This window comes from Sphingobium sp. TKS (genome assembly GCF_001563265.1).
In the GTDB taxonomy this organism is placed as follows: domain Bacteria; phylum Pseudomonadota; class Alphaproteobacteria; order Sphingomonadales; family Sphingomonadaceae; genus Sphingobium.
Genome location: NZ_CP005083.1, coordinates 1,122,555 through 1,147,269, shown reverse-complemented (window position 1 = coordinate 1,147,269; position 24,715 = coordinate 1,122,555). Strand labels below are relative to the sequence as shown.

Annotated in this window: 28 protein-coding genes and 1 tRNA gene; 12 read left to right on the top strand and 17 right to left on the bottom strand. The window is 62.2% G+C overall.

The annotated features are described in order from the left end of the window. Positions 1–17: 17 nt before the first annotated feature. Genes K426_RS05760 through K426_RS05750 form a run of 3 tightly spaced genes read right to left on the bottom strand, consistent with a single transcriptional unit; the run spans position 18 to position 2,964 of the window. Positions 18–1,064: a homocysteine S-methyltransferase family protein gene (locus tag K426_RS05760; protein WP_066554882.1), complete on the bottom strand. Its 1,047-nt coding sequence runs from the start codon at positions 1,062–1,064 to the stop codon at positions 18–20. Further along, the gene (gene metF / locus K426_RS05755) at positions 1,061–1,996 is read right to left on the bottom strand and encodes a methylenetetrahydrofolate reductase (RefSeq protein ID WP_066554881.1); all 936 of its coding nucleotides are present in this window, start codon (positions 1,994–1,996) and stop codon (positions 1,061–1,063) included. The genes K426_RS05760 and metF overlap by 4 nt, the downstream gene beginning before the upstream one ends. Further along, positions 1,993–2,964, bottom strand: a complete 972-nt coding sequence (locus tag K426_RS05750; protein ID WP_066554880.1) for an ArsR/SmtB family transcription factor — start codon at positions 2,962–2,964, stop codon at positions 1,993–1,995. Before K426_RS05750 ends, metF begins: the two co-directional genes overlap by 4 nt. A 214-nt stretch (positions 2,965–3,178) precedes the next feature. On the opposite strand from K426_RS05750, the gene K426_RS05745 reads away from it, so the two are divergent. Together K426_RS05745 and K426_RS32825 are read left to right on the top strand one after the other, a co-directional pair. Then, a complete protein-coding gene (locus K426_RS05745; RefSeq protein ID WP_066554878.1) occupies positions 3,179–3,406 on the top strand; it encodes a circumsporozoite protein in 228 nt (75 codons plus the stop codon). Positions 3,407–3,485: 79 nt separating this feature from the next. Beyond that, complete coding sequence (locus K426_RS32825) at positions 3,486–3,620, top strand: hypothetical protein (RefSeq protein ID WP_254911604.1); 135 nt, start codon at positions 3,486–3,488, stop codon at positions 3,618–3,620. Between the two features lie 55 nt (positions 3,621–3,675). On the opposite strand, the gene K426_RS05740 is transcribed toward K426_RS32825, so the two are convergent. Further along, positions 3,676–4,092 carry a glycine zipper 2TM domain-containing protein gene (locus tag K426_RS05740; protein WP_066554876.1) on the bottom strand — a complete coding sequence of 139 codons (417 nt, stop codon included), beginning with the start codon at positions 4,090–4,092 and terminating at the stop codon, positions 3,676–3,678. A gap of 229 nt (positions 4,093–4,321) precedes the next feature. Here K426_RS05740 and K426_RS05735 point away from each other — a divergent pair, with 229 nt between their 5' ends. Then, complete coding sequence (locus K426_RS05735) at positions 4,322–5,320, top strand: esterase-like activity of phytase family protein (protein ID WP_066561420.1); 999 nt, start codon at positions 4,322–4,324, stop codon at positions 5,318–5,320. A gap of 73 nt (positions 5,321–5,393) precedes the next feature. Here K426_RS05735 and rpmB read toward each other — a convergent pair whose 3' ends face one another. After that, entirely contained in the window at positions 5,394–5,687 is a 294-nt protein-coding gene (rpmB, locus tag K426_RS05730; protein ID WP_066554874.1) for a 50S ribosomal protein L28, read from the bottom strand. 148 nt (positions 5,688–5,835) lie between these two features. On the opposite strand from rpmB, the gene K426_RS05725 reads away from it, so the two are divergent. Together K426_RS05725 and K426_RS05720 are read left to right on the top strand one after the other, a co-directional pair. Next, positions 5,836–6,057, top strand: a complete 222-nt coding sequence (locus tag K426_RS05725) for a hypothetical protein (RefSeq protein ID WP_066561418.1) — start codon at positions 5,836–5,838, stop codon at positions 6,055–6,057. A 40-nt stretch (positions 6,058–6,097) separates the two neighbouring features. Then, on the top strand, positions 6,098–6,556 hold the full coding sequence (locus K426_RS05720; RefSeq protein WP_066561417.1) for a nucleoside deaminase: 459 nt from the start codon (positions 6,098–6,100) through the stop codon (positions 6,554–6,556). Here K426_RS05720 and K426_RS05715 read toward each other — a convergent pair. Beyond that, the gene (locus K426_RS05715) at positions 6,542–8,419 is read right to left on the bottom strand and encodes a hypothetical protein (protein WP_066554872.1); all 1,878 of its coding nucleotides are present in this window, start codon (positions 8,417–8,419) and stop codon (positions 6,542–6,544) included. The genes K426_RS05720 and K426_RS05715 overlap by 15 nt on opposite strands. Positions 8,420–8,463: 44 nt before the next feature. On the opposite strand from K426_RS05715, the gene K426_RS05710 reads away from it, so the two are divergent. Beyond that, complete coding sequence (locus tag K426_RS05710) at positions 8,464–8,880, top strand: GtrA family protein (protein ID WP_066554867.1); 417 nt, start codon at positions 8,464–8,466, stop codon at positions 8,878–8,880. A gap of 30 nt (positions 8,881–8,910) precedes the next feature. Here K426_RS05710 and K426_RS05705 read toward each other — a convergent pair whose 3' ends face one another. The 3 genes from K426_RS05705 to K426_RS05695 form a co-directional block, all read right to left on the bottom strand. Next, positions 8,911–9,711, bottom strand: a complete 801-nt coding sequence (locus K426_RS05705; RefSeq protein WP_013848670.1) for a LytR/AlgR family response regulator transcription factor — start codon at positions 9,709–9,711, stop codon at positions 8,911–8,913. Next, complete coding sequence (locus K426_RS05700) at positions 9,708–10,814, bottom strand: sensor histidine kinase (protein ID WP_066554865.1); 1,107 nt, start codon at positions 10,812–10,814, stop codon at positions 9,708–9,710. Before K426_RS05700 ends, K426_RS05705 begins: the two co-directional genes overlap by 4 nt. A gap of 145 nt (positions 10,815–10,959) precedes the next feature. Beyond that, positions 10,960–11,439 carry a winged helix-turn-helix transcriptional regulator gene (locus K426_RS05695; RefSeq protein WP_066561415.1) on the bottom strand — a complete coding sequence of 160 codons (480 nt, stop codon included), beginning with the start codon at positions 11,437–11,439 and terminating at the stop codon, positions 10,960–10,962. Between the two features lie 112 nt (positions 11,440–11,551). Between K426_RS05695 and K426_RS05690 the strand changes: the two genes are divergently transcribed. Both K426_RS05690 and K426_RS31200 read left to right on the top strand, forming a co-directional pair. Next, on the top strand, positions 11,552–13,657 hold the full coding sequence (locus tag K426_RS05690; RefSeq protein ID WP_066554863.1) for a RelA/SpoT family protein: 2,106 nt from the start codon (positions 11,552–11,554) through the stop codon (positions 13,655–13,657). 121 nt (positions 13,658–13,778) lie between these two features. After that, on the top strand, positions 13,779–14,324 hold the full coding sequence (locus K426_RS31200; RefSeq protein ID WP_145907211.1) for a hypothetical protein: 546 nt from the start codon (positions 13,779–13,781) through the stop codon (positions 14,322–14,324). Here K426_RS31200 and K426_RS05685 read toward each other — a convergent pair. Next, positions 14,296–15,108 carry an IS5 family transposase gene (locus K426_RS05685; protein ID WP_066561413.1) on the bottom strand — a complete coding sequence of 271 codons (813 nt, stop codon included), beginning with the start codon at positions 15,106–15,108 and terminating at the stop codon, positions 14,296–14,298. The genes K426_RS31200 and K426_RS05685 overlap by 29 nt on opposite strands. Before the next feature lie 902 nt (positions 15,109–16,010). On the opposite strand from K426_RS05685, the gene rplJ reads away from it, so the two are divergent. Together rplJ and rplL are read left to right on the top strand one after the other, a co-directional pair. Then, the gene (gene rplJ / locus K426_RS05680; protein ID WP_066561410.1) at positions 16,011–16,526 is read left to right on the top strand and encodes a 50S ribosomal protein L10; all 516 of its coding nucleotides are present in this window, start codon (positions 16,011–16,013) and stop codon (positions 16,524–16,526) included. 78 nt (positions 16,527–16,604) lie between these two features. After that, the gene (rplL, locus tag K426_RS05675; protein WP_066554860.1) at positions 16,605–16,979 is read left to right on the top strand and encodes a 50S ribosomal protein L7/L12; all 375 of its coding nucleotides are present in this window, start codon (positions 16,605–16,607) and stop codon (positions 16,977–16,979) included. A gap of 190 nt (positions 16,980–17,169) precedes the next feature. Here the strand turns inward: rplL and K426_RS05670 are convergent, their stop codons facing one another. Together K426_RS05670 and K426_RS05665 are read right to left on the bottom strand one after the other, a co-directional pair. Continuing rightward, the gene (locus K426_RS05670) at positions 17,170–18,531 is read right to left on the bottom strand and encodes an OprO/OprP family phosphate-selective porin (protein WP_066554858.1); all 1,362 of its coding nucleotides are present in this window, start codon (positions 18,529–18,531) and stop codon (positions 17,170–17,172) included. An 80-nt stretch (positions 18,532–18,611) separates the two neighbouring features. After that, the gene (locus K426_RS05665) at positions 18,612–19,505 is read right to left on the bottom strand and encodes an N-formylglutamate amidohydrolase (protein ID WP_066561402.1); all 894 of its coding nucleotides are present in this window, start codon (positions 19,503–19,505) and stop codon (positions 18,612–18,614) included. Between the two features lie 160 nt (positions 19,506–19,665). Here K426_RS05665 and cpdR point away from each other — a divergent pair, with 160 nt between their 5' ends. After that, the gene (gene cpdR, locus K426_RS05660; RefSeq protein ID WP_066554856.1) at positions 19,666–20,043 is read left to right on the top strand and encodes a cell cycle two-component system response regulator CpdR; all 378 of its coding nucleotides are present in this window, start codon (positions 19,666–19,668) and stop codon (positions 20,041–20,043) included. A gap of 7 nt (positions 20,044–20,050) precedes the next feature. On the opposite strand, the gene K426_RS05655 is transcribed toward cpdR, so the two are convergent. Continuing rightward, the gene (locus K426_RS05655; RefSeq protein WP_066554854.1) at positions 20,051–21,385 is read right to left on the bottom strand and encodes a dicarboxylate/amino acid:cation symporter; all 1,335 of its coding nucleotides are present in this window, start codon (positions 21,383–21,385) and stop codon (positions 20,051–20,053) included. 129 nt (positions 21,386–21,514) lie between these two features. Between K426_RS05655 and K426_RS05650 the strand changes: the two genes are divergently transcribed. Then, positions 21,515–21,589: transfer RNA gene (locus tag K426_RS05650), tRNA-Val, on the top strand. A 546-nt stretch (positions 21,590–22,135) separates the two neighbouring features. Here K426_RS05650 and K426_RS05645 read toward each other — a convergent pair. The 4 genes from K426_RS05645 to K426_RS05630 all read right to left on the bottom strand — a co-directional run bounded on the left by K426_RS05645 (position 22,136) and on the right by K426_RS05630 (position 24,677). Then, positions 22,136–22,399 (bottom strand): hypothetical protein, encoded by a 264-nt coding sequence (locus tag K426_RS05645; RefSeq protein ID WP_237229960.1) that lies wholly within the window; start codon positions 22,397–22,399, stop codon positions 22,136–22,138. Between the two features lie 99 nt (positions 22,400–22,498). Further along, complete coding sequence (locus K426_RS05640; protein ID WP_066554852.1) at positions 22,499–23,872, bottom strand: Fic family protein; 1,374 nt, start codon at positions 23,870–23,872, stop codon at positions 22,499–22,501. Positions 23,873–23,880: 8 nt separating this feature from the next. Then, complete coding sequence (locus K426_RS05635; RefSeq protein ID WP_066554849.1) at positions 23,881–24,258, bottom strand: hypothetical protein; 378 nt, start codon at positions 24,256–24,258, stop codon at positions 23,881–23,883. A 56-nt stretch (positions 24,259–24,314) separates the two neighbouring features. Beyond that, positions 24,315–24,677: a hypothetical protein gene (locus K426_RS05630; RefSeq protein WP_066554846.1), complete on the bottom strand. Its 363-nt coding sequence runs from the start codon at positions 24,675–24,677 to the stop codon at positions 24,315–24,317. Positions 24,678–24,715 lie beyond the last annotated feature (38 nt).

Here is a 24,715-nt window from a genome sequence, read left to right as displayed (position 1 = left end):
GGATGACGATATTCTGTTTAAGCCGCGATGTGCATCGGTTCGAGACCCGCAAGCCGCGTCACCACCGGCAGTTCCGGAACGATACGCGGCTTCTGCCCCGCCAGCGCCTTCGCCACCGCGCCGATATGCGCGGGCGTGGTGCCGCAGCAGCCGCCGACCATATTCACCAGCCCCTCATCCACCCACTGGCGGATCAGCGAAGCCGTGGTCTCGGGCAGCTCATCATATTGCCCCAGCTCATTGGGCAAGCCCGCATTGGGATAAGCCAGGATCAGCGTATCGGCATTCTTCGCTAGCTCGCTCAGATAAGGCCGCAGCAAATCCGCCCCGAAAGCGCAATTCACCCCGATGGTGAGCGGCTTCAAATGCCGCAGCGAATACCAGAAGGCGTTGATCGTATGCCCCGACAGGTTCCGCCCCGACATATCGGTGATGGTGAAGCTCAGCATCAGCGGCACAGGCCGCCCCGCCGCCGCCTCGGCCTCCCGCGCGGCCATGCCCGCCGCCTTGGCGTTCAGCGTGTCGAAGCAGGTTTCGACCAGCAGAAAGTCCACGCCACCCTCGATCAGCGCATCGCACTGCTCGCGATAGTCGGCCTTGAGCGTATCATAATCGACCTCGCGATAGGCCGGGTCGTTCACATCCGGCGAAATCGACAAAGTCTTGTTCGTCGGCCCGATCGACCCCGCCACGAAGCGCGGCCGTCCATCCTTCGCCGTCGCCGCCTCGCAAGCCTGCCGGGCGATCTGGGCAGCGGCGATGTTGATCTCCCGCACCAGATGCTCGCAGCCATAATCGGCCATGGCGATCTTCGTGGACGAGAAAGTATTCGTCTCGATCATGTCCGCGCCGGCGTCGAGATAGGCGGTGTGGATGCCTTCGACGATGTCCGGTCGCGTCAGGCAGAGCAGGTCATTATTCCCCTTCTGATCCTTCGCCAGATCGAGATCCCCTCGATAATCCGCCTCGGTCAGCCCATGTTTCTGGATCGACGTGCCGTAGCCGCCGTCGAAGATCATGATCTTTTCCGCCGCAACGGCGCGAAAACGTGCTTCGGCGGTCATGCCGTCTTCTCCAATGTGGCGGGCCGAAGCCCGAGCAAATGGCAGATCGCATAGCTCAGTTCCGCCCGGTTGAGCGTATAGAAATGAAAGTCGCGCACCCCGCCCGCATAGAGCTTGCGGCACAATTCCGCCGCCAGCGTGGCGGACACGAGCTGCCGCGCGGCGGGCAGATCGTCCAGCCCTTCGAACAGCTTGCCCATCCAGCCCGGCACATCGGTGTTGCACATGGCCGACATGCGCTGGACCGCCGCGAAATTGCTGACCGGCATGATGCCGGGGATGATCTCCGCATCGATCCCCGCCGCCGCCACCGTGTCGCGGAAGCGGAAGAAGGTGTCCGGCTCGAAGAAGAATTGCGTGATCGCCCGCGTCGCGCCCGCGTCCAGCTTGCGCTTGAGATTGTCGATATCGCTCTGCGCGCTCAAAGCATCCGGATGCGTCTCCGGATAAGCCGCCACCGAAATCTCGAACGGATGCCGCTTCACCAGCCCCTCGACCAGTTCCGCCGCGCCCTTGTAACCATCGGGATGCGGCTCGAACTTCGTCCCCGCTTCCGGCGGATCGCCGCGCAGCGCAACGATATGCCGAACGCCCGCTTCCCAATAGGCGTCGACCACCTCGTCAATCTCGGCCTTGCTCGCCGCCACGCAGGTCAGATGCGCCGCCGCCGACAGCGGCGTTTCCTTCGCGATCCGCGCTACGGTATTGTGCGTGCGCTCGCGCGTCGAGCCACCCGCACCATAGGTCACCGACACGAATTTGGGCGCCAGCGGCGTCAGTGTCTGGATCGCGGACCAGAGCTGCTCCTCCATCTTCTCCGTCTTGGGCGGGAAGAATTCGAAGCTGACGTTCAGGTCGCCCGCCAGATCGGCGTAGAGCGGCGCATCCAGCGCACGCCGCGCCTCTTCGACGGAGGGGAAGCTCAAGGTCATGCGGAAAGTCGTCCTTCGTGTCGCAGGATGCGCGCGCCCCGGCGCCGTCCCAGCCATAATTGTACCGTCAGTTCCTGGCCGGGCAGCACCTCCACCCGCTCCAGCACCAGGCCCGCATCCGCGAACCAGCTTTCGATCTGCTCATCGGAAAAGCCCAGCCGCGCATGCTGGTCGCGCAGCCGCAGTTCCTCCCGCTCATGCGCCGCGAAATCAGCGATCAGCACCCGGCCGCCCGCCGCCGCAACCCGTGCCGCTTCCGTGATCGCCCGTTCAGGCTCCTGCGCATAATGCAGAACCTGATGCAGCACCACCGTATCGACGCTGCCCGTCTCCAGCGGCAGCGCGCCGAAATCGCCCAGCACCAGCGCATATTTGTCGCCGGCATCCTCCGGCAGCTTGGCCCGCGCCAGCCGCAACATGTCCGGACTGCGATCCAGCGCCGTCACCTGGTCCGCCGACGGCCCGAACAGCTCGATCATCCGCCCTGTCCCGGTGCCGATGTCGAGCAGATGCCCGATCGGCTCTGCCCCCAACAGAACGGTCATCGCCGTCTCGACATCGCCTTCCGGCACATGCAGCGACCGGATCGCGTCCCATTCCTCGGCATGTTCGGAAAAATAGCTTTCCGCTGCACGGCTGCGATCCGCCCGCACCGCCGCCAGCCGCGCCAGATCGGCGCGTTGCCACAACAGCTCCGCCTCCGACGGCACCAACTGATCGAAAAGGACCAGAAAGGGCGCGATTTCCGCTTGCTTGCGCAACCGCAGGAAAACCCAATTGCCTTCCTTGCGCCGTTCGAGCAGACCGGCTTCGGCCAGAATGCGGACATGGCGGGAGACGCGCGGCTGGCTTTGCCCGACGACCTGCGCGATCTCTCCGACAGCCAGTTCCATGGCGCGCAACAGATGGATGATGCGCAGCCGCGTCGGGTCACCCAATGCCCGGAAAATGTCGAGTGCTGCGCTCATGAAAGGATCATATAAAGAAATCTTTATATGCGTCAATGGCCGTTCGGGCCGCGCCGTTCCAACCCCCTTACGCCCCCAATCAGGGGCTTGAAGCAGGAATGGGATTGCCATGAGTCGCCGGATTCATTACGAATCGCGGCGCAGACGCAATGGGGGGTGAACTTTTCTCCGAGAGTGGTCTGCACCGTTTTTATTCTCAGAGAGGGGTTAACCCATGACCAAGTCGATTGCTCTTTCGCTCGTTCTCGCCGCGTCGCTCGGCCTGGCCGCCTGCTCGGGCGGTGCGGAAAATGCCGCCAACGCTTCGGCCAATGCTGCCGAGAACGCTTCGAACGCTGCCGACAACGCCATGAATGCCGCGCTGAACGCTGCCGACAACGCTTCGAACGCCGCTTCGAACGCTGCCAACGTTGCGGGCAACGCCGCCGCGAACGCGATGTAATTCCCTATCGGGGAATTGTCTGGAAGAGGCCGCGCCGGAAACGGGGCGGCCTTTTTCTTTTGGGGAAGGGGAAAATGCGATGATCCGTCCCTGGATCGGCGGACTGCTGCTGGCCCTGGCCGCCTGCGCGCCGGGTTCGGGCGATGAAGCCGGATCGAACCGCTCCGATCATCAGCGGATCGATCCGCGGCAGGCACCGCCCCCGGCAAAATGAAAGGGCCGCCCCGAATGGAGCGGCCCTCGTCACTTTCTCCCGAAGGATAAGCGGGTCAGCAATCCCGGTCGATCGCCCGGCCGGCCAGCGCACCCACGCCCGCGCCGATGATGGCGCCTGTGGTGCCGTCGCCGCGACGGCCATAGCGGCCGCTGCCCTTGCCGACTTCGTTACCGAGCAGGCCACCGGCGATCGCGCCGATGATGGTGCCGCCCGTGCCGCTGTCCCGGCAGCGATAGCCGCCGCGATAACCGCGATAGCCCCGATAATAGCCATCGCCGCGATAATAGCCGTCGCCACGGTAGTAGCCGTCGCGATAGCCCCGATAGCCCCGGTCGCCGCGATAATAATCGCCCCGTTCATAATGGCGGCCCCAGCCGTCGCGGGCCATGGCCGGCGTCGCAGTGGCGGCCAGAGAGGCAGCGCCCATCGCCAGCGCCGCCCCCAGATTGATCAGAAACTTCGTCTTCATGGCGTTGCTCCTCAATTTGCCATCGATCCAGGCAGATCTTCCAAAGGAGGACTCGCCATCGATTGAAGCCCTTTTGCCCGATTCGCATTGAGCCAAGCCTGAATGGCGATGTCAGCCATCGTTCAGTATTGGTCCGGCCGAAAGGACGCAGTATCACGCTTTTTCACGGGCGATGCCAGAGCCGCGAAAAACCCTGCACAAGGGCGGATAATCCCCTATGGCGAAGGCGATGCGCCGAATCCTGATCGTCCTGTTGCTCGCGATCCTGCTGCTCCCCGCGCCGCACAAGAACAAGCCCCAGCCCTTCGGCGCCGGCCCGCTGCTGGTCCGGGCGCGCGCCTTGTCCCTGAACGCCGCCGATCCTGCCCAGCGCGACCTGGGGCGCCTCCATTATCTGGGCGGATGGCAGCTCAACAGCACCCATCATGGCTTTGGCGGCATTTCCTCGCTGCTGGCGGAACCGGACGGTCAGATATTGGCGCTCAGCGATTCCGGCACGCTGATGGGCTTTCACATCGGCCCCGGCAAAGCGGATCGGCGCCCGTTCATCGCCCCCCTTCCCATCCGCCCGCAGGACCGCGACCGCCCCTGGTGGGCCTGGGATTCGGAGGCCATGACCCACGATCCGGCGACCCAGCGCTATTGGGTAGGCTTCGAACTGCAACAGATGATCTGCCGCTATTCGCCCGGCTTCGCGCGCGTCGAAGCCTGCCGGACCTGGCCGGAGATCGAAGCCTGGCCCGAGACCGGATCGATCGAATCGCTGGCGCGGCTGCCCGATGGCCGCTTTCTCGTCCTGGCGGAGATGGGCATGACCGCCGACGGCAGCCACGACACGCTGCTGTTCGCGGGCGACCCTGCCGAAGCCACGACGGCCGCCCCCATGCACCTGCGCTATGTGCCGCCGCGTGGCTATCGCCCGACGGACGCTATCGCCCTCGACGATCGGCACATATTGGTGCTCAACCGGCGGCTGACCTTGCAGGAGCTGTTCACGGCCACGCTGGCGATCGTCGAGCTGCCGGAAAGGCCACGCCCCGGCGACCGATTGAAGGCGCGCGCCCTCGCCCGGCTGGCGCCGCCCCTGCTGGCCGATAATTTCGAAGGGCTGGCGGTCACGCAGGAAGGGGGCCGCCGGGTCATCTGGATCGCCTCCGACGACAATCACGAATTCTTCCAACGCACCCTGCTGCTGAAATTCACGCTGGATTGGAATGCAGAGGAATAGGACCCAAGGTCCAAACCAACGCAAAAAGCGGCCCGTCGCCAGGCCGCTCCTCATGCGAACGGATCGAACCGAATCAGGCGGCTACGGCGGCCTTCTTCTTCACGATGTCGCGCTTCAGGCGGCGAGCCTTCAGCGACAGCTTGTCGTCGTTAGTCTTCAGCAGCCAGTTGTCCAGGCCGCCATTATGCTCGACCGAACGCAGGCCATGGGTCGACACGCGCAGCTTCACGGTCGTTTCCAGCGCTTCGGAGATCAGCGACACGTTCTGCAGGTTGGGCAGGAACACACGCTTGGTCTTGTTATTGGCGTGGGAAACATTGTGACCCACCTGGCGGCCCTTGCCGGTCAGCTCGCAAATGCGCGACATAGTCAATCAACCTTGTAATTCGGGTTCGTTCGGAAAGCGGCGCGGATAACGGGATTCCCCGCGCACGTCAACCCGCCCAGAGCCATCAAGCGCCGCAACCCTTTCCGACTCATGAGCGTTGACGCCCCATAAGCCAAAGGAGGCCGAAATGCGATTCATTGGTGGCTTGTTGCTGATTTTGCTGCTGGTCCTGGCTGGCGGCATCGCCACCGGCTTCATCGACCTGCAGAAAACGCAGGAAGGACGCCTGCCCGAAGTCGCGATCAAGGGCGGCTCCCTGCCCAAATATGAGGCCAATGTGGCGAAGGTGGAGGTCGGCAAGCGCAAGGAAACGGTCGAAGTGCCGACGGTGGACGTCAAAAAGCCCTGACCCTTTCCGAACGGTGCGATGATCCTGTATGGGCGAAGCCATGGTTTCGCCCTTCCCATTGCCTGAACCGATGCGGCGCGCGCTGGACCTTGCCCGCGCCGCCGCCGACGCGGGGGAAGTGCCCATCGGCGCGGTCATCACTCTCGACGGCCGGATCATCGGTGAAGGCGAAAACCGCAACCGCCGCGACAATGATCCCACCGCCCATGCCGAAATGGTCGCGATTCGGGCCGCCGCCGCGCATCTGGGCGACTTCCGCCTGACCGGCTGCGATCTCTGGGTGACGCTGGAGCCCTGCGCCATGTGCGCCGGGGCAATCTCGCACGCGCGCATCGCCCGCCTCTATTATGCGGCATCCGACCCCAAGGGCGGCGCGATCGAGCAGGGACCGCGCCTCTTCACCCATCCGCAATGCCTGCACCGGCCGGATGTCTATGGCGACCTGGCCGAAGCCGAGGCATCAACGCTGCTGCGGGATTTTTTCCTAGCCCGGCGCTGAATAATCGATGCGATACAGCGTGTAAGGCAGCGTCATCCCGGTCCGCAGCATCACCGGCTTCAGCCAGCCCGGCACTTCGCCCCGCATCAGCCCGGCGTAAAAGCCCCTAGGACTGCGCGCCTGATAGATGGTGCCCTCCGGAAAGCCGGGGCAGACCAGCAAATAGGTCGCATGATGCTTCGCCGCGATCGGCCGGAAAGCCTCCGCCGGACCGTCATAGGCATGGTGCATGTCGAGGATCGTCGCGCCGTTGCGATGATAGGGGCCCGCCAAGGCGCTGTGGTGCGTGGCGACGATCAGGCGCGGCCCCAGATCGACCATGGTGAAGATGGTGGCGGGCGGCAGCTGGTTGAGCACCTCCAACGCGGGCAGGGTGCGGCAGCGGCCATTGGCCTTGTCTATGGCCTTCCTGCGCGCCTGCACCGTCGGCTTTTGCGGCTTGGGCTTCTCGCCGGTCGTCTTGACCCAGAACTGGTTGATCTGCGGATAGAGCGGCGTCGCAAAGGCCGCCACGGCCAACGCCGCCACGCCCAGCCCCGCCGCCAGACGCGCCACCGGCCTGCCCGCCCCGATCAGACACAGCAGGCGATAGGCCGCCCAGGCCGCAGGCGGAATGGCCAGCAATTGCGCCGCCGGACCCGCGCGGAGCTGCCAGAAAAGCAGCGCGGTCGAAAAGAGCATCATCAGCCCCACGGTCGCCCAGGCCCAGAGCCGGTCCCCGTCCCGCCGCGAATCCCACAACGCCCATATCAGGCCGAAAAGGCCCGCCACCGGGATGGCCATCAGCGGCACGACCAGGCTGCGCGCCTGCACCGTGATCGGCTTGGCCTCGCGGATATTGGCGAGCCACAGTCTCTCCAGTTCGGGCGAAATCTGATAGGCGCCGGACAGGCATTGCGGCCAGTTCACCCAGGCAAAGGCCGCCACCGCCGCGCCGACCACGATCCCAGCCCCCAGCCGCGCGGGCCAGCTTCTGAGCGGCAGCAGCGCCAGCAGCACCATCCCCGCCGAAGCCGTCGCGAAGATCGCGACCCAGATGGGCGAGATCGCGTCGCACACCATCTGCCGATTGGCATAGCTGGCAAACAGCACGAACAGCACCGACGTCGCTCCGCCAAGGCTGATCGCATAGGGCAGCATCCGCCGCGCCGCGCCCTCCTTGAACACCCAGCGCAGCGCGATCAGCGCGCCGCCCGCCGCCAGATAGACGATCATCTCCATGCCGATAGCGATGGAGAGAGCGCTGCTCACGCCCGCGACGATGCCCCCGCGCAGCCAGTTGCGGTCGATCAGCCCTGCCAGCATCAGCACGGTGAAGGCCAATTGCCAGCCATGATGATCGATCCGCATCGGCATGAACATGCTGATGCCCATTTGCGCGGCGAAGGGCGCGAGCGCGGCCAGGAACCAGCTATTTCCCCCCGCCAGCCGCCGCGCGATGAAGCCCAGCCCAAGCATCAGCGGCAATAACGGCAGCATCGGCGCGATCCCGCAAGCCAGCCGGTCGGCCAGCCCCTGATCGAGGAAAGCGCGGAAGAACAGCATCAGCCCGGCGAGCGGCAGGTCCACCAGCCGCGACCAGTGGATGTTGAACCCGGCGGGCGGATCGAGCCGATATTGCCGCAGGTCGTACCAGCCCTGCCCGGCCAGCCAGTCCCTCACCTGCAAATAGCGGATATTGTCGTCCGTATCGCTGAGCGTCAGCCAATGAATCTGCGGCCAGCGCGTGGCGATCAGACAGGCCATGGCGAACATCCACAAAAGGACGGTCAGCCACTTCCAATTTCGCTCGGCATAAAGGGAAAATTTCGCCGCGAGAGGGACGATATGAGCGCGCAGGACAGGCCAGCTTTGCAGTTTCATGATGGCTCGATTAGAGGCTTCGCATCAAAGCGCAACGGGGCCGCATGAAAATCCTCCAAATCCTCACAGCGGAAAAGCAGGCCTTGTTCTGGCAGATCGTCCGCTATGGCGTGACCGGGCTGTTCGTGACGGCCTGTCAGGCGGCGATCTACTGGACGCTGGCCGCGCCCGCCGGACTGCATCCGCAGATCGCCAACGGCATCGGCTATCTGGCGGCGGTGGCGATCGGCTATGTCACGCACAGCAGCTTCACCTTCCGCGGCCATGGCAGCCGCGACAATCAGGCGGCGCGCGGCGTCCGCTTCGTCGCGGTGTCGCTGATCAGCTATACCCTCAACGCGCTCTGGGTGTGGCTGTGCGTCACCCATATGCGCTGGCCGGAATGGTCGCCCATCCCGGCCATGCTCTTCGTGACGCCGGCCGTGATGTTCGGCCTCAACCGGCAATGGGTGTTTCGGTAAATTGAGCCTCTCTCGGAAGGGAGGGGCGAATCAATGCACGAAGCGCGCCACCACGTCGCGATAGGAACGGCTGACCTTCACCTGCGCGCCCGATTCCAGCACCAGGAAGCATTCGCCATTGGTATGCGGCTTCACCTGCCGTACCTGGCTGAGATTCACGATGGTGGAGCGGTGCACGCGCTGGAAATTACGCGGGTCCAGACGCTTTTCGAGATCCTTCATCGTCTCGCGCAGGATCAGCGAATTGTCGGCGGTATAGATGCACATATAGTCGCCCGCCGCGTCGATCCGCTCGATCGAATCGACATCCACGCGGAAAATCTGCCCACGATCCTTGATGTTGATGAGCTTTTCGAAGCGGTTGGCGGCCGGCGCATCGCCATCGCCCGAAAAGTCGTTCATCGCGTCGGGCGCGACCTCCGCCAGCACCTCGCGCAGCTTTTCCGCTTCCTGCACTTGGCGCTTTTCGGAAAGCCGCTGCCGCACCCGGTCCAGCGCATCGGCCAGACGGCCTTCCTCCACCGGCTTCATCAGATAGTCGACGGCCTGCGCCTCGAACGCGCGGATCGCATGGTCGCTGTAAGCGGTGCAGAAGATGAAAAGCGGCGGTTCGACTTCCATCAACCCCTGCACCACGGAAAATCCGTCGAAGCCAGGCATTTGAATGTCGAGGAACACAAGGTCGGGTTTATGCGTCTTGATGGCGCGGATCGCTTCGCGGCCGTTGGAGCAGGTTTCTACGATTTCGACATCCTCATGCGCTTCCAGACGCAGCTTGAGGCCTTGAATAGCCAGGCTTTCGTCGTCGACGAGGATTGTTCTGATGGTCATGCGGCCACTCTCGATGGTTCATCCAAATTAAGCGGCATTTCGATCAGGACCGAAAAGCCGCCAGGCGTTGAACGCGTTTCGAAGCTCTGTCGTTCCCCGAAGGCCTGAATCAACCTGTCGCGGATATTCGCCAGACCGACGCCCGTTCCTTCGCTCACCGGATTGTTCGGGCGGGTGAACCCCTCATTCAATCCCGGACCCGTATCGGATACGATGATCCGGACGTTTTCACCGGCAGGCTGCGCCGTGACGGAGATTTCCGCGCCTTCCTCCTTGGGCGTGACGGCATATTTGATGGCATTTTCGACCAGCGGCTGGAGCAGCAGAGAGGGCAGGCGCGACTGCGCGACCGCCGGATCGATATGGAAAACCGGCCTCAGGCGATCCTCGAACCGCATCTTCTCGATCTCCAGATAAAGCTTCAACGTCTCGATCTCCTGCTCGATCGTCACCTGCGCGGTCGGTTCGTTGATCAGGGTATAGCGCAAAAAGGAGGACAGGCGGGAAAGCATCGCATTGGCCCGGTCAGTTTGCTTGAGCAGCACCAGGGTCGAGATGCTGTTCAGCGTATTGAACAGGAAATGCGGATTGAGCTGATAGCGCAGCATGGCGAGCTGCGCGCTCGATGCCTGGCTTTCCAGATGCAGAAGCTGGTCCGCCTGCTCCTCCACCGTCAGGTAGAAGTTGATCGCATAATAAAGCGCCGACCAGGCTCCCAGCAACGTCATGCTGAGATAGAAGGCGCCCAAGAAAAGCTGCACGCCCGCCGTATCGCTGCCCCGATTCTGGGTCGAGAATACCCAGGCATCGATGAACGCCACCAGCCCGGCGGCGATCACCACCGTCACGATCGATGCGCCCCAGGTCACGATCGGCCGCTGGCGCTGGAGAAAACGGAACACCACCGCGATCAGCAGCGTCACCGAATAGCCCGACACGGTCGAGATCATCACCGGGATCAGGCTGGAGAGCGGCTGCCCATTGGCGATGGTGGAGGAACCGCGCAGCAGGAAGGCACCGGCCCACCCCACCGACTGGAGGTTCCAGAATGCGCGGTTCTTGTCCGCGAAAAAGGGCTGGGGCTGGAAGCGATGGACTGACATTGCATTCAGCCTAAAGCATCAGGCAAAAAAGTGGGAACCGGTTTTTTGCGAATGGCGCGCAGGCAGGCGAAAAAAACGAAGGCAATTCGCCATGCGGAAACCGGGCCGGCATGACTGAACGACAGGGGATGTGCCAGCGCTGCCCTCAGGCCGCCGCCGCTTCCTGCGTCATCAGCGTCACTTCATCGACGCACAGCCAGACCAGATCGCTGGGTTCCAGCGGACGGCCATCATGCGCCTGGATCATCATCTGACGGATCGGTTGCCGGTCACGGCTGTCGGCCAGCACCTGGCAGGCGATGGGACCGCAGCCCCATTTCTCGCCCCACTGGCGCAGCGCGATCATGGCAGGCGCCAGATCCTGCCCTTTTTCGGTCAGGCGATATTCGACCTTGCGCCGGTCGCATTGCATCGGCTGGCGCACCATGATGCCGTTTTCCACCAGCCGCGCGAGCCGGTTCGCCAGGATGTTGCGGGCAATGCCGAGAGTCGACTGAAACTCCTCGAAATGCCGGATTCCCGATAGAGCGCCCCGCAAGATGAGGAACGACCAGCGTTCACCCATCGCCTCCAATGCGCTGGGCAGCGCGCATTGTTCCAGATCCTGCGCCAGATTATGTGTCATCGTCTTCACTTGATAGCTCAAAGCCACCTGCGTTGCAAAAGCGCAGCGCTATTCACCTAAAATGGGATTTTTTTGTTGCACAGCAAGGGGCATCGCGGACAATCGCAGTAGGATGTTACGCCAGTACGAACTTGTTGAACGGGTAAAACGCTACGATCCGGATGCGGACGAAGCGATGATCAACCGCGCCTATGTGTTTTCGGTCCAGAAACATGGCAGCCAGAAGCGCGCCAGCGGCGACCCTTATTTCAGCCATCCGATTGAAGTCGCAGGCATTTTGACCGACTTCAATCTGGACGACCAGACCATCGTGACGGCTCTGCTGCACGACACGATAGAAGATACGCTCGTCACCTATGAGGAGATCGAGCACGCCTTCGGCAAGGACGTCGCCAAAATGGTCGACGGCGTCACCAAGCTCAGCAAGATCGAGGCCATGTCCGAAAATGAGCGGGCGGCGGAGAATTTGCGCAAATTCCTGCTCGCCATGTCGGACGATATCCGCGTGCTGTTGGTGAAGCTGGCCGATCGCCTTCACAATATGCGCACGCTGCATTTCATCAAGAATGAGCAGAAGCGCCGCCGCATCGCCCGCGAGACGATGGACATCTACGCCCCGCTGGCGGAGCGGATCGGCATGTACGACTTTATGCGCGAGATGCAGCTTCTGGCCTTCCGCGAGCTGGAGCCGGAAGCCTATGACAGCATCACCAAGCGCCTCGAACAGCTCAAGGAAGGCGGCCATGACAAGGTCGACCGGATCGGCGCGGAACTGCAACTGCTGCTGGGCGGCAAGGGCTTGCCCGTTACCGTTTCGGGCCGCGAAAAGCATCCCTATTCCATCTGGAAGAAGATGCAGGAACGCCACATCAGCTTCGAGCAGCTCACCGATGTCATGGCGTTCCGCGTGATCACCGAGACGACGGAGGACTGCTACCGCGCGCTCGGCGTCATCCACCAGACCTATAAAATGGTGCCCGGCCGCTTCAAGGACTACATCTCCACCCCGAAGCGCAACGGCTACCGATCGCTGCACACCACCGTCATCCATCAGGACAATGCCCGGATCGAGGTGCAGATTCGCAGCCGCGACATGCACAATGACGCCGAACTCGGCCTCGCCGCGCACTGGGCCTATAAGCAGAAGGGCGATGCGGGCGACCACCATGCCGCCTGGCTGCGCGATCTGGTCGAAATCCTGGAGCAGAGTCAGGATGCGGACGAGCTGCTCGAACATACCCGCATGGCGATGTATCAGGACCGAATCTTCGCCTTCTCCCCCAAGGGCGAGCTGCACCAGTTGCCCAAGGGATCGACGCCGGTTGACTTCGCCTATGCGGTGCACACCTCGCTCGGCAACCAGACCGTCGGCGCCAAGGTCAACGGCCGCGTCGTGCCGCTGCGCACCACGCTGGAAAATGGCGATCAGGTCGAAATATTGAAGTCGGAGGGGCAGGAGCCGCAGCCCGGCTGGCTGACCTTCGCCATCACCGGCAAGGCCCGCGCCGCCATCCGCCGCTATATCCGCCAGAAACAGCGCGGCGAGGAAGTGGCGCTGGGCGAGAAGCTCTATGAGGAGATTATCGGCCGCTTCTCCCCCGAACTGGCAAGCGAACTGGGCGACAAGGCACTGAAGGCCGCCCTGAAACGGCTCAAACTGGACGACCGCGCCTCGCTGATGGTCGCCATCGCCACGCACCGGCTGCTCGATTCGGAAGTGATGGAGGCTCTCGTCCCCGGCTCCACCAGCGGGGAAGGGATGGAGGAAGCCCATCCGCGCCAGCATGCCCCGGTCTCGATCCGCGGCCTGACGCCAGGCATCGCCTATAATCTGGGCGATTGCTGCCACCCCGTCCCCGGCGACCGCATCGTCGGCGTCCGCCGCACCGGCGAGCCGATCGAGGTCCACACCATCGACTGCCGCTCGCTGGAAGTCGATCAGAATGACGATTGGGTCGATCTGAGCTGGGACAGCAAGTCGAAGGGCGGCACGGCGCGGCTCCAGGTGATCGTGAAGAACCAGCCGGGCGCGCTGGCCGCCGTCACCAATGTGTTCGGCGCGACCAAGGCGAACATCCTCAACCTGCAACTGGTAAACCGCGAAGGCCCCTTCCACACCGATATCATCGACCTGGAAGTGGCCGACGCCCAGCATCTCAACCGCATCCTTTCAGCCCTGCGCGGGCTGGACACGGTGGTTCAGGCGGATCGGGTTTAGGGCAAAGAAGGGTGGTTTGCGGACGGGCGGTTTCGGAGACGCCATCCCGGCAAAGTCGACAAAAACGATTGCAGAACAACCAAATTGACGAAAGATGGGGCTACTTAGATCGCGAGGCCCAATGTCATTGATCTCATGGGTTATTATAGGATTATTGGCCGGAGCAATTTTCCCCGCCATTGGCTTGTTCCGTTCATACCGGCGAGGTGCAAAAGAGCGCTTTACCCGCCTAGCAAGGCTTGCTGAATGGGAAGCGGGACCCTGCCGCGACATAGAAATACCTTCTCTTAAGGAAATTGATAAATGCGATCCAGCGAGGATTGTATTTCATTGCCTTGTTCGGTCTGCACTAGTTTGGGGAATAGACAAAAATAGTTTCACGGCAGGCCCAGAATCCGTGACGGATGGGCAGCTATATTATTACCATCATGATTCATCTTACTCTGGTGCTTATGAATACCTTCATAAAGTTGGGTTGCTTAAGGATAACGTGCTTACATGTTCGCTGGACGAGTTAGGCGACGCGACAGATGCAGCCTATGACAAAGGAATAGATTTGGATTCCGCGTTGGAGGAGATGCTTTGGGTGATCTCCTATATGGCCGGATGGCTCACCATTTTAGAGCCTGTCTTGAATCTCATGCGTAACGAGCGATGCGTCGGATGAGGACGATGGCAGCGGCGGCATAGAGAAGCGCGGTTGCGGATTTGATAGTCCGCTCGAAGTCTTTGGCGAGGCGACGATTGCGGTTCATCCATGCGAAGGTGCGTTCGACGACCCATCGTCTGGGATGGACGACAAAGCCGGTCTGATCGGCGAATTTGCGGACGATTTCGATCGTAATGGAGGTGGCGTCCCGGACGCGATCGCTGTTGTAGGCGCTGTCGGCATAGGTGCGCTCGACGAAGGGATGCCGCTGGCGAGACTGCTGGAGCAAGGGCACCGCGCCGTCGCGGTCCTGCACATCGGCAGGATGGACCAGCATCATAAGGGCGCGACCATCGGTATCGACCATTGCATGGCGCTTGCGTCCCATGGTCTTCTTGCCTGCGTCGTAACCGCGAGGTCCGCCTGCTTCGGAGGTCTTCACGCTCTGGCTGTCGATGACTGCGGCCGATGGTGCTGGTTCTCGCCCTGTCCGGATGCGATCGATCTGCACGAGATGATGATTGAGGCTTTCGAATACCCCATCGTCACGCAAGGTGCAGAACCACCGGTAGACCGTGCGCCATGGTGGAAAGCTGTCGGGCAAAAGCCGCCAGGGACATCCTGTCCGCAGCAGATAGAAAATGGCTTCGACGATCTCGCGCATCGGCCAGCATCGCCGTCGTCCGCGCTGGCACGGCGCAGGCAAATATGGCTCGATCAAATGCCATTCCGCGTCGGTAAGATCGCTTCCATAGCGAAGCTGTGCGCGGCTATGATGCACGCGGGCGGTCGGGTTCCACATGATGGCTTCCAAGGTTGGTGTCGCAACCCCTCGGAATCATATCGAAACCCGATCGTCCACCATTACGAGACCGTTCTGACACAGCCTCTTAGAAGGAGATATAATTTCAGTACATCGACGAAATTCGATCCGAAAAATACCAGTGCCTAAAAGAGAAATAGACGAGATTCTAGCGTTCATACACGGTTTGATAAGATTAAACTATGTTGCTACCATTCCATGCAATTATGAACCGTCATTCCGTCTCACTTCAAGTGGAATCAATCTTTTCAAAAAAGTTTATCTTTATCCAGACCGTGCAAGCTAATTTCACGGGCAGCTTTTAGGATAACGGGCCAATTCTGCTAGGGTCCGTCGTTGGTCGAAATCGGCCCTCGCTCCGCCAACTGTAACCTCCGTGCCACGGCTGGCGAAAAAACATCCTATTGCCTGACCCGGTGCCGCTTTTATCCTGTCCTACTCCCCTCAGACGTGCCTATCGCAGCCCCGTCTTTGAAATGTCGATCCGCTTCCCACGACGCCTACGCGCGCCTGCATATGCGCGCGCATATGGTGTGAACTTCGGCGAAAAACGACGCTTTTCCGCCGCTTTGCACAGCCAGCGCCAGATTCTGCGTGACAGCGCGCCTCCAAATCTGTAGGGGCGCCCGCAGCGGACCCCCGGCAGCAATGCCGGTGGTCTTCCGTCCGAGACAGTCGGTGAAGGGAATATGCCCTTCTTAATTTCCGGCCTAGACGGGGAAAAGTTCTTTGCCGGCCGGGCGCAAGCGCCTGTCCGGGTCTGCCTGTTCCTTTTGAGGATATGGGCCAGTCGATCTCTCCCCTTCGGACCAATGCCTCGCGATTCGTCGCGGGTTTTGCCGTTCATCGGGTCGTCCGATGGACATGAAGTGGAGAATGGCATGGATCGTAATCAGAAAGCTGAGGTCGTTTCCGCGCTGAACGCACATCTGGCAGAGGTTGGCGTGGTCGTCGTGACCCGCAACCTCGGCATGACCGTCGCCCAGTCGACCGTCCTGCGTCAGAAGATGCGTGAAGCCGGTGGCACCTACAAGGTTACGAAGAACCGCCTCGCTCGCATCGCCTTTGAAGGCACCGACTATACCAGCCTCAGCAGCCTGCTGACCGGCCCGGTTGGTCTTGCCTCCTCGGCCGATCCGGTTGCAGCCGCCAAGGTTGCAGTCGAATTCGCCAAGACCAACGACAAGCTTGAGATCGTTGGTGGCGCGATGGGCGAAGTGCTGCTGGACGCGGAGGGCGTGAAAGCGCTCGCCTCGATGCCGTCGCTGGATGAACTGCGTGCGAAGATCGTCGGGCTGCTCGTTGCACCCGCGACCAAGCTCGCGACCGTCACCCAGGCGCCGGCTGCGCAGCTCGCGCGGGTCTTCAACGCCTATGCGGAAAAGAACGCGGCCTAAGGGCCACGGCTTTTTCGAAAGTCACGTTTTCAACTCAATTTATGGGGCATATGCCCCGCCCAGAAGGGAAAAACTAACATGGCAGACATCAACGCACTGGTCGATCAGCTCTCGGCCCTGACCGTCCTCGAAGCCGCTGAACTCTCGAAGGCTCTGGAAGAAAAGTGGGGCGTTTCGGCCGCCGCTGCCGTCGCCGTCGCTGGCCCGGCCGCTGCCGCCGCCGCTCCGGCCGCTGAAGAGCAGACCGAATTCGACGTGATCCTCACCGGCGACGGTGGCAAGAAGATCAACGTCATCAAGGAAGTCCGCGCCATCACCGGCCTGGGCCTGACCGAAGCCAAGTCGCTCGTCGAAGGCGCGCCCAAGGCGATCAAGGAAGGCGTCAGCAAGGACGAGGCCGAGAAGGTCAAGAAGCAGCTGGAAGAAGCCGGCGCGACCGTCGAACTCAAGTAAGTTCGGTCGAGTTCCCGCGCAAGCGGGGCCGCTGTCTGGCTTCGGCCGGAGGAAATTGGGGTGGTGCCTTCGGGCGCCACCCTTTTTCTTTGGACAACGACTTTGGGTGGAAGGCAGACCTCATTTCCGTCATCCCAGCGAAAGCTAGGATGACGATATTATCGCATGTCCGCACCCCAACCCAACCGGATCAGAAATCCAGCTCCGCGCGCCAGCCGATGACATCCACGCCATAATCATTGCGCCCCCCGGCCAGGATCGCCGCGTCGCTATAGTCCAGATGCGCGTAATTGACGTTGAAGCGCAGATATTCGACCGGCGTCCATACCAGCGCCGCGATGATGCCGTTCTGCGTGCCCCCGACGATGTCCTTGTCGTTGAGGCTGAGATAATCATAGCGCACCGTCGCCTGGAGCGCGCCCCAGCCGCCGCTGCCGACCGGGCGGTCGGGCTTCACGATGCCGAATATCCCGTTCTTGTAGCCCCGCGATTCCCCGGTCAGCACATAGCCGACTTCGCCATAGCCGCCGAAGAAGGTCGGATCGGCCAGGCCAGGCCACGACACACGCAGCCAATGCGCCTCGCCCGCCCACCAGAGCGGCCCACGCGCGCCGGCGAATTCGGCGCCATAATGGGTTTCGCCATCCGCCGCCATGCGGGGCGTCGAAAGGAAGCGGCTGTTGGCGGTGTGGAGATAGGCGCGCTGGCGGTAACGCTGCGGCGTTTCCGACAAGCGCTGAAAGTCCCGCCAGTGACCAGAAAGCCCGAAATGCAACTGGGTCTTGCCTAGCTTGGGCGCCAGCACGATGCGGCCATCGACGCCATAGCTGTTATTTTCATCGCCCCCCTCCGGCCCATCCGCATCATTGGTGAGTGAATCCGCGCTGTCGGAGAAGACGCCCGCCTGCGCCAGCAGCATGCCGGAACGATATTGCGCCGACAGCCCCAGCCGCCGCTCGAAACCGAAAGCATCGGTAAAGGCGGCGCGCTCCATCACCGATCCGCCGGTGTCGCTGATCAGCTCGTCCAGCGACTGGAACGCATTGTGGTTGCCCAGCGTGACCAGCCACTTGTCCTTCTCATAGGTGATGAAGGTGTCGACCAGATCGACGCTGTTATCGGACAGTTCCAGTTCCAGCTTATAACCGAAACCGCCGCCCAATTGCCCCTCCCCGCCCAGGCGCAGGCGGCGCAGCTCATTGGAATAGCCCTTGGCCCGATCCTGCACGCTCTGCGGCGTCATCAGCAACCCGGCGTCATATTGGATGCGCCCCTTCACCTTGAAGCTGGCCGCCCCCTTGCTGAAGACCGGCCCGCCCTTCCAACTGATGCTGGTCGCTTCCGACTTCGGCGCGGCGGCAGCGGCTTGGCCAACGGGAGGCGGCGGCGGCGCGCTGCCGAGCCGCGCTTCCAGCCGTTCGACCTGCGCCTTGAGCGCCGCGATCTGCGCCCTCAGTTCGACGGCTTCGGTTTCGCTGATGGCCTGGGCCGCAACCGGCGAAGGCATGATGCACATCGCCAGCCCACCGGCCAATCGGGAGGTTCGATTCATGAAGGTCCCCTGAAAATCAGGACGCCAATATGAAAAGCAGGTTACGATTCAGCGTCTGTTTGATTACATTTTTATGACATTCATTCCGCCGCCAAAGCGTAGGTCGAACGCGGCAGCTCATGGGCAAGCGCGTTCACGATGGCGCCCACCACTTGCTGCAAGCGGGCAAGCCCAGCCCCCGGCTGATCCAGGGCGCTGTCCAGATAGAGGCTCCGGTCGCATTCCAACTGGATCGCATAAAGGCCGTGGGCGGGGCGGCCATGGCGCTCGATCATATGGTCACCGGCATAGGGGTGATTTTGCGCGACGGTCAGACCATGGGCCGCCCCCACGTCCGCCGCCAGCGTCATCAACCGGGCCGAAGCGCTGCGCCCGAATCGGTCCCCCAGCACCAGCCCCGGCGCGACCTGCCCCGCAGTGGGTGGCGGAAGCGGCGGCATGGAATGCAGATCGATCAGGATCGCATGGCCATGGGCATCGCGGGCCGCCCGCATCAACCGGCCCAGCGTCGCATGATAGGGTCTGTGGAACTGATCGATCCGGCGTTCGACCTCCGCCCAGCCGAGCGACCGCAGCCAGAGTTCATGCGCGCCGGGCAAGCGGCGCGGTATCAGGCCCAGCCCTCCGCGCAATTTGACGCTGCTCTGCAAGGCCATGTCCCGCGGAATGCCGCTGACCATGCCCGCATCGATTTCCCGCTCATGCCGGTTGAGGTCGATCGTCGCGCGCGGCACCCGCGCCACCAGCACCGGAAAGCCGCGTTCGACCAGCGGATAGGCGATCAGATCGGCCCAGCGATCCTCCAGCCTTTGCAACACATCCTGCCGCACCCGCGCCTGCGCCAACAGCGCCTCATCATAATCCCGCCCCGCATGCGGCACGGAAATGACGACCGGGCCGGAAGAGACATCCGGCTCGTAAAGATCATAGGCGGGCGTTGTTTCGGTCGGAACCGGCGGCGCGCTATGTCCCAAAAAAGCTCCTTCCCTGCCCGTTTCCAAAGGCCGCCGCCCAAAAATGGTTACTCGGCTGGATAATATTTACACCTTGTCGCATATATAGCCGCTTCACGCCATCCGCGAAGGGGGCATCCGGGGGCGGCCTTAAAGGCCTGGGGACGAGACGTACGGGGCAATGGTTCGAATTCTGCTAGCCGAAGATGATGAAAGCATGCGCGCCTATCTGGCTCGCGCCCTGGAGCGTTCGGGCTATGACGTCGTCGCCGTCGCCACGGGTGCGCAGGCGGTGCCCCATATCGACAGCGACCGGTTCGACCTGTTGCTGACCGACATCGTCATGCCGGAAATGGACGGGATCGAACTCGCCCAGCATGCCGCCGCCGTGGCGCCCGACATGCGAATCATGTTCATCACCGGCTTTGCCGCCGTCACGCTGAAGGCGGGCAAGGCTGTGCCGCAGGCAAAGGTTCTGTCCAAGCCCTTCCACCTGCGCGACCTGGTGCTGGAGGTCGAGCGGATGTTCGGCACGGAGAGCCTGACCGGACTCAACTGAGAGTCGTTCAGCCCGATACGACCTCTTCCATATCCAGCGTGGGAGGCAGCGGCTGCCCGGCCATGGCCGCGGCGAATCGCTCGCGGTCCAGCCCCTTTTCCCATGCCGACACCACGACGGTCGCCACCGCATTGCCGATGAAATTAGTGAGGCTCCGGCATTCGCTCATGAATCGGTCCACGCCCAGGATCAGCGTCATGCCCGCCACCGGCACCGAAGGCACGATCGAGAGGGTCGCTGCCAAAGTGATGAAGCCCGCCCCGGTCACGCCCGCCGCCCCCTTGCTGGAAAGCATGGCGACCAGCAGCAGCAGCAATTGCTCCTCCAGGCTCAGATGGACATTGGTCGCCTGCGCGATGAACAGCGCCGCCAGCGTCATGTAGATGTTGGTGCCGTCGAGGTTGAAGCTGTAGCCCGTCGGCACCACCAGTCCGACCACCGATTTCCGGCATCCGGCGCGCTCCATTTTCTCGATCAGGCTCGGCAGCGCCGCTTCGGAGGAGGAGGTGCCGAGCACCAACAGCAGTTCCGCCTTCAGATAGCGGATCAGATGCAGGATGTTGAACCCCGCCAGCCGCGCCACCACGCCCAGCACCACCAGCACGAACAGTAGCGAGGTCAGATAGAAGGTCGCCACCAGCCCCGCCAGATTGGCCAGCGCCCCCACGCCATATTTGCCGATGGTGAAGGCCATCGCGCCGAATGCGCCCAAAGGCGCGGCCTTCATCAGAAAGGATACCAGCTTGAAGATGGCATGGCTGGCCGATTCGAGCACGGTCATCAGCGGATCGGCCTTTTCCCCGATCATGGTGAGCGCGATGCCGAACAGGATCGCGACGAACAGCACCTGCAGGATATTATGCCCATCCGCCACGGCCGAAATCAGCGTGCCGGGGATGATGTCCATCAGGAAGCCGGTCAGCGTCCTACTGTGCGCCTGCTGCTGATATTCGGCCACCTTGCCGGCATCCAGCGTCGCCGGATCGATATTGAGGCCCGAGCCCGGATGCACGACATTGGCGACGATCAGCCCGACGATCAGCGCCAGAGTGGAAAAGGTCAGGAAATAGGCGAAGGCCTTGGCCGCCACCCGGCCGATCGCGCCCAGTTCCTTCATCCCCGCAACGCCGGTCACGATGGTGAGGAAGATGACCGGCGCTATGATCATCTTGACCAGCTTGATGAAGGCCTCTCCCAAAGGTTGAAGCGCCACGCCGGTTTCCGGAAAGAAATGCCCGATCCCCACGCCCAGCCCGATGGCGATCAGCACCTGGACGTAGAGCTGGCGATAGAATGGCAGGCGCACGACGGCCTGATCGGACGGCATGGTCGATGGCAACATGGTGGTTGGCGTCCCCTTTTTCGCACCGCAGCATATGGCTTGGCAGGCTGCTGTCCAGAAGAATAGCGGGAGCGCTCAATTTCCCGCTTGCGCTGCCTGCCGCCCCCCGCTATTGGCCCACTCCACCGTGGGCGTGTAGCTCAGTGGTAGAGCACTGTGTTGACATCGCAGGGGTCGCAAGTTCAATCCTTGCCACGCCCACCATGGAAAAGCCCGCTAGGTCAATGACTTGGCGGGCTTTTTCTATGCTTTCAGCACGGTGACATTGCCGTGACCTTGCGTGAGGCTTGCGTGAAGGATCGACCAACCTTCCAACTGAGGTCGGCACCAACATCCTCATTTCCCTCTCTGACAGTGCTCAGATCGAAGCTCGCGCAGCGATTGGAGACCTTGCTTGGCGAGACGCAATCTCAAGATCCATAAGATCGACGCTTCGGTTGTCCGAGATGGCCGCCATGCTGTGCCAAGTTACTTCGGCCTCAGCCGCGAGGGGTATGGAAGGCAAGACTTATCTCGCATCTCACATGCGCGATAATTCCGCGCAAAGGAGAGTGGAGGGGGCGGATCGGCGCCAATCAGCGTGCTGCTTGGCGCCTTATACGCAAAGGCATGCGCCAGCACCAGCATGCCATTGAGCGGACCCCATGCTTCCAAACGGGTTTGCTCCGGTACAGGCTTCGGCCAGTCGGACAGATCCATAAAACCCTCAAGGGGTCAAACCGCCTAGCTCCGCAATTACAGATCCTGATGCTAGCGGACCGCAGCGGCATCGAGAAAGCGGGGATCGGCCCCGAACCAGCCGCCAATAATGCGGCCGCCTTCGAGCAAGCGCTTGCCTTGCGCCGTCATGTGAATGCGTCCCTGTTCAACGTGAATGTTGCCCAACAGGCTCTGTTCCTGGATGCGCCGGTCCATCTGGTGCATATCGCCCAAATATTCGCGGATATAGACCTGCTCCAGCGCGGCCCGGTCAAGCAGCCCGTCCTCCCGTTCGATGCGGGCGAGCAGGAACATAGTGACTGACCTGTCGAACGTCACGGGAAACACGATCAGGAAACTGATGAGACATTCGTCCCGCGCCGTCCTGCCGATCTCCGCCTCGCTGAAGAATGCTCAGGACGGATTCCAGACTGCGCGCCACGCTGCGAATTCAGATGGTCGCACCTGGTAACGAGCGAAATTCCCGTCATGGAGCCCGAGCAGTTCTGTCTCCGCGACTTCGATGAACTGTTCGCGGTCTTCGGCGCGAATGAGCTCAGCGGTGACCGCCACGAGATGTGCGCGCGCGGCCTTGCGGTTCATCGGTGTGCGCAGAACATCGCGCACGATATCGCGCAGCGGTTCGCGGTAGCGAAGCCGGAAGGGGTCCGGCTCGCCCATCGACTGGCGCACGGCGGCATAGCGCTGGGCGGAGCGTTCATAGGCCCAGAGGAACACGTCGCGGAGCAAGGTGATGTCGTTCGACTCGTACACGGCGAGCATCGCGCGGGTGTAAAGATCGCCCGGTACGTCGGTGAACGCCAGAGGTGCCAGATTGGCTCTAATCAACGGAATGTTGGCGGCGAGGCGCGACACGCGCTTGTTCACATCGTCGAAGGGCTGGAGATAGGGCAGTTGGACCATGACGAAGAAGGCCTGTTCGAAGGGGTCTTCGATCGCGGCCGCGGTCGCGAGCAACTCGTCGAAGCAATCCTCGATCAATCCCGGGATTTCGAGGGGATGAAAGGTCGAGCCATCGATGCCGACGATGATGTGACGCAGCCGTCCGACAGCGGCCGGGTCGGCGAGCAGGTTATTGGCGAGCAGCGCGTGCAGGTTGAGGATGGTATAGCGGTTGAAGCCGATCTCGTCGGCGGATGCGACAAGAAACTCGATTGCGTCCTTGTGATTGAGGATCATCTGCGCTTCGCGCTGCGCATGACCTTCGGCCGCCTCGCCGAAGTCGATCAGGCGCCGAGTATCGAGCAGTGAATAGGTGTTTCCCTCAAGGCGGCTGGAATTCCAGGCCAGGTCGATCAGCAAGCGGCCTAGAATCTGCTTCGCATAGGTACCTGCGGGTGCCGCTACGACGCCTGGCTTGCCCAGGCCAGCAAGATGAGCGCGTTCGGCTGTGGTCAGGTAGAAGCTTGTATTGGGACGATAGCCATCGAGAAAAGCACGGTCATAGCCTACGGGCCGGCGTGCTTCGACGGGCTGCCGGACATAGACAAGGGCGGCTTGGCCCTCCTCTGACAGAGGGACGATGTCGGCTTGTGCCTTCTGACCCTGCGGCGCATTGCTCGGGAGATGGTATCGCGCGGCGCGGTTTTCGCCCGTAACGCGCAGCCGGCGGCCATCGACCAGAGCCCGAAGTCGGTACTGCAGCGTGCGACGGGCGATAGGCACTGCGAGGGCTTCCTCGATCTGCGTAATCGACGCTCCGTCCGTGTGGCCGGCGACAGCAGCCGTGATTGCCTCCAGTTCGGGTTCGGGGATCGGGCGGGCCATGGTAATTCCTACTTGCGCGCAAAGTGAACCGCGCAATTAAGAGTGTCAATGCGCAACCATATCTGATTTTGCGCAACTAAAGCTTTTGCGCGCAATGATGGTTGCTCGGTCTGGCGTGGCTTATTCCGCAATGACGGCGAGCACGTTCCGCAGATGATCGGACTCCACGCCGCCCTCATGGGCGTTTCGGCCACCCTGCGGAGCAGATCCTCATTCTTGTCGGGAGCCGAGGCATCAACTTCAAGGTCGCTCATGCCGGCGAGCGCTGCGGCGATCCTCTCCGCCACGCGATCAGCCGCGCGGCGAGCCGGGTTGTGCTGGACGTGTGCATAGATCGCCGTCAATTGCGGATTGGCGTGTCCCAGGATCGCTCCGGTGAATGCCATCGCTTCGTCCGAGGGAATCGCGGTCGAACCTATTGTGTACCGCAGGGTGTGCGACGTTACGCCGGGCAGGCGAGCCTTCTCGACGACCTTTTTCCATGGCGTCTTGTAGCCCCGGAAATAGCCGTCGCCCTCTCCGGCGGGGAAACGAATGCCGAATCGTCGGCGCGCTCAATCGTCTCGAATACCGCGATCGCAGCCGCCCTGATCGGCCGCACCGCTTTACCGGTCTTGGTGTCGCCGAAGCGCAGACAGCCATGCTCGAAATCGACTTCCTGCAATTTGAGGCTCGCGATCTCCTCGCGGTGGCATCCAGTCAGCATCCACAAGCGCATGATGTCAAGCGCCTTGCGGTTAATCCCGTCCTTCTCCAACTCGCGTAGGGCTTCGCCGAAGCGTTTGGGCTTGTAAGGGTTTTGCACCGGTCATCATCATTGACTCGGCAGGCCGCGCAGCGGAC